The organism is Oligella sp. HMSC09E12, assembly GCF_001808505.1.
Lineage (GTDB): Bacteria > Pseudomonadota > Gammaproteobacteria > Burkholderiales > Burkholderiaceae_B > Oligella > Oligella urethralis.
In genome coordinates this window covers 1-3,610 of the sequence record NZ_KV793517.1, presented here as the reverse complement: position 1 = coordinate 3,610, position 3,610 = coordinate 1, and the positions used below count along the sequence as shown (strand labels likewise).

The 3,610-nt window shown below is 38.0% G+C and carries 4 protein-coding genes; 2 read left to right on the top strand and 2 right to left on the bottom strand.

Translation table 11 applies throughout. The features are described from left to right. Positions 1 to 540: 540 nt before the first annotated feature. Positions 541 to 954 carry a hypothetical protein gene (locus tag HMPREF3179_RS01030; RefSeq protein ID WP_070469329.1) on the top strand — a complete coding sequence of 138 codons (414 nt, stop codon included), beginning with the start codon at positions 541 to 543 and terminating at the stop codon, positions 952 to 954. A gap of 11 nt (positions 955 to 965) precedes the next feature. Here the strand turns inward: HMPREF3179_RS01030 and HMPREF3179_RS01025 are convergent. Both HMPREF3179_RS01025 and HMPREF3179_RS01015 read right to left on the bottom strand, forming a co-directional pair. Beyond that, positions 966 to 2,080, bottom strand: a protein-coding gene (locus HMPREF3179_RS01025; protein WP_141743411.1) for an IS3 family transposase whose coding sequence is annotated in 2 segments (ribosomal slippage) — positions 966 to 1,828 and positions 1,828 to 2,080 — 1,116 coding nt in all. Because the reading frame shifts where the segments join, the coding sequence is not laid out codon by codon here. A 244-nt stretch (positions 2,081 to 2,324) separates the two neighbouring features. After that, positions 2,325 to 2,624: a hypothetical protein gene (locus HMPREF3179_RS01015; RefSeq protein ID WP_036561349.1), complete on the bottom strand. Its 300-nt coding sequence runs from the start codon at positions 2,622 to 2,624 to the stop codon at positions 2,325 to 2,327. Positions 2,625 to 3,091: 467 nt separating this feature from the next. Here HMPREF3179_RS01015 and HMPREF3179_RS01010 point away from each other — a divergent pair, with 467 nt between their 5' ends. Further along, positions 3,092 to 3,580 (top strand): hypothetical protein, encoded by a 489-nt coding sequence (locus HMPREF3179_RS01010; RefSeq protein ID WP_210398736.1) that lies wholly within the window; start codon positions 3,092 to 3,094, stop codon positions 3,578 to 3,580. The last annotated feature ends 30 nt before the right edge of the window (positions 3,581 to 3,610 follow it).

Sequence of the window (3,610 nt, the reverse complement as noted above, 5' to 3'; positions counted from 1 at the left end):
CCTAAAATTGCTACTAAAAATGGGGGGACTACAGATAGAGAAAATAGCCAAAAGTGGCGTTTCCAAGCAGATGCTTGGAACTTGAAACGGCAACCGTTTCATCTTTTAAAAGTGTCCACTTTTAACGGCGACAGCCTATCCTGCATCTAGCCATTACACACACAACCTCCCTCTTGATACTGCCGATTTTTTAAGCTAATCGCAGTAATTTCTTATCAGATTGGGATGATTTTGGTTGTTGTTTAAAAATGATTTTTTCTATTTAATTGATTTTTATGTTTTTATATCATTTATTATTAGTTAGTCATGTTTTTATAATTAATCTTTGTTAATTATAGATTCCTATAAATACCTTTTCCATAATAGATAGTTTTAATTAGTTTATACAGTTTTAAATAAATTATTTTAATCACCTTAACTAACTTATTAACCCACCATTAAATAACTTTTATTAACAATAACAATTTAATATTAATTTAAATATGCTATATTAGCTTTAATGCTCTGATTGCTTTTAATTAACTTTTATTGATTAAAATTATGAAAACAGATAAATTAAACTCTTTTATAAACTCACGCCGCCAAAATAAAACTACTGGCCGTAATCGTTTATTACCTTATAAAACCGAAATTGAATATTTATTCAACAACGGAATGAGTTATAAGGATATTGCTGCTTACTTAAAATTAGAAGAAGGAGTAGAGATAGCAGCTAATACAGTGGGCGTTTTCTGTCGGAAACATTTCACTTTAAGTAGCAGTAAAACAAATGAAAACGTTCAATCTTACAACCAACAAAAAAGCACTGATGAATCCAGCCAAGTTTTAAATGAGGAAGTAACAGAAGATACGGACAAACGGCCAACTGAGCAAACAAGCTCTGAAGCCCCTACTCTCGCGGATAAAAATTCAGTCCAAAGCAAAACCACCGAAGACGAAGAAGTGCCGGGGTAATCACCCCATTTTTAATAGCAGTTGGCAGTAGAGTTATTTAATTTATGTTGATGTAATTTTTGCCTCGGTGTGATGCCACCTAATGCCATGTTGGGGCGTTCGTTATTATAAGTCCAGAGCCAAGCAGTCGCTCCGTGCTGAACTTCTTCTAGGCTGTCGAAGAGATTCTGGGTTAACCAGTCATAACGTACCGTCCGATTATAGCGCTCGACATACGCGTTTTGTTGTGGATTACCGGGCTGAGTGTGAATCAACGTGATATGCCGCTTAGCTGCCCACGCTAGGAGTGTTTTACTAATGTATTCCGGCCCATTATCACACCTTAAGCACGCAGGCTTGCCTCGCCACTCGATGATTTGATCCAACACTCTCGTGACTCGCTCTGCAGGCAAAGAGAAGTCCACCTCTATGCCCAAACCCTCACGGTTAAAGTCATCAATCACGTTAAAGAGACGCAAGCAGCGACCGTCAGCCAGTTGGTCATGCATAAAATCCATTGACCATACTTGGTTGATCGCAGTGGTTGCACCGAGCGCCTCAGGACGCTCACGTACAATTCGTTTCTTAGGTTTGATACGCAAGTTTAACTCGAGCTCGCGGTAGATTCGATAGACTCGTTTGTGGTTCCATTTAAAGCCCTTAATATTACGTAAATACAGGAAACATAGGCCAAAGCCCCAGTTACGTTGAGCGGTGGTTAATCGAATCAACCAGTCAGCAATGACCTCATTCTCACCGGCTTGTCTAGGCTGGTAGTAATAGCAGCTTTGGCTGATGCTAAATACCTCGCATGCCACTCGTATACTCGCTCTAAATTGCGTGACCGCGCGTTGCGCCATCTCTTTGCGTCGAGATGGCGTTACCACTTTTTTTCAATCGCCTCGCGAGCGATCTCAGCCTTTAGACGTTCTTCGGCATACATCTTTTTAAGGCGCTGATTCTCCGCTTCAAGCTCTTTAAGGCGAGACATCATGGAGGCATCCATGCCACCGTATTTAGCACGCCACTTGTAGAAAGTAGCGCTGCTCATGCCATGCTCTCGGCACAGTTCTGGTACAGGCGTACCAGTTTCGGCTTGTTTAAGAATCGCCATGATTTGGCTGTCGGTATATCGTGATCTTTTCATTGAATTTCCTTTATAAGAAATTCTACTTCTAATTGCTATGGTTTTGTGGGAGGATTACCCCGGTACATAAACGGATGCCGGATTGGTTTAATGTTCCCGGCATTAATTCCATTGACGATTTACGTTAGATAGCTCAAATATTGAGCTATAAACTCAACATGCTATTAATCAATAAGTTAGGCCTCTCTTTTCAGATAAAAAGCCTACTTATTAACATTATTTGTGGATAATAGTTCAAAGAAATTTATGCCTGAGTATTTTTCAAATTCATATCGAGAAAATACATAATGAAATGCTGGATGCCGGAAAACCGTCTCACAGCTAATATAAATATTTTCACTTCAACTTGCCAATAAGAGTCTAGACAATTACTAGTAAAATCTTCCCATTCTTCCTGAGAATTTAATGCTCCTTCAGTGAGTAAAAACCTTGGCCAATCGTTTATTTGGCCTAATGGATAAGCAATTACCATCACTGCATTAATTGCAGCAACAAGCGAAAATAAAACGAATAGCTGACTCAAAAGTTTTTTTATTGTTTGCATAATTATTAATTTAAGTTTTACCTTTAATCACCAGTAGGCTTATCAGAAATGAAGCTGGCGAAAATCTTTTAGTGAAATAAAAAATTAATTAAATTTAAGCGGTTTAAGTATTTCTAAAAAAAAAAGAAAATGCTAAAAATTAATTAAGATTTAAATATTAAAAAAAGTGAATTATAAAAAAAAAAGAGAAAGGTATTTAAGTAAAAAATCACACCTTCCTTATGATAAATAAAAGAACGTATAGAACGTCAACTACTTTGTCCGGTTTAGCGTCAATTAACTTGGCCGGTTTCGGTAATTGCATTTATCTATGATATTAGTATGTTAATTGGCGCTAAGATAAAGCCTTTAATAGCTAATATGAATTGTCATGTTTCTGTCATAACTAAATGATTTTAAAGGGTTTATTGATTTTGTTGTAGTGCTGTGGTAACTTGCTGTTATTAACAATAAATGGAAAGTTAGATATGAGCAAACGGAGCGATATAATTGATCCCAGTGATGCGCCTGTAAAGGCTAGTGGCCTTGTGTATTCGGAAGTGATTGGCTGGATTGATTTAGGTCATGCTAGGGGGGATGACATAAGGGCTGTATTGCATCAAATGCAAGTAGGCGAACGTTCTAACGAACCTTATTATCGTGTTGTCTACACACAGACCATGAGAAAAACTAAAGGTTTAAAAGGATTGGATACCTCAGGGGTGTGCGTTGGTCAGGCAGTTATATGGCTTATAAAAAAAGGTCGTCCCCTACATCAAAGGCATCGCATTGCTTTAGCTATGATGATGAAAGTTGCCCCTGTCTTCGAAGGCATGCAAAAAAAATGGTATGGATGGGCAACAGACAGTGGTTTTAGTGCGGAGGATCTAGTGTCGAATTTGTTGGGGTTTTATCGTGCAGTTCGTCCCAAGAATTATTTTCCCGAATTGAAGTTAGTTAGTAGGGCAAAAGCTTGATCCTAGTCAGAAAAGTAGACAAACACTCCC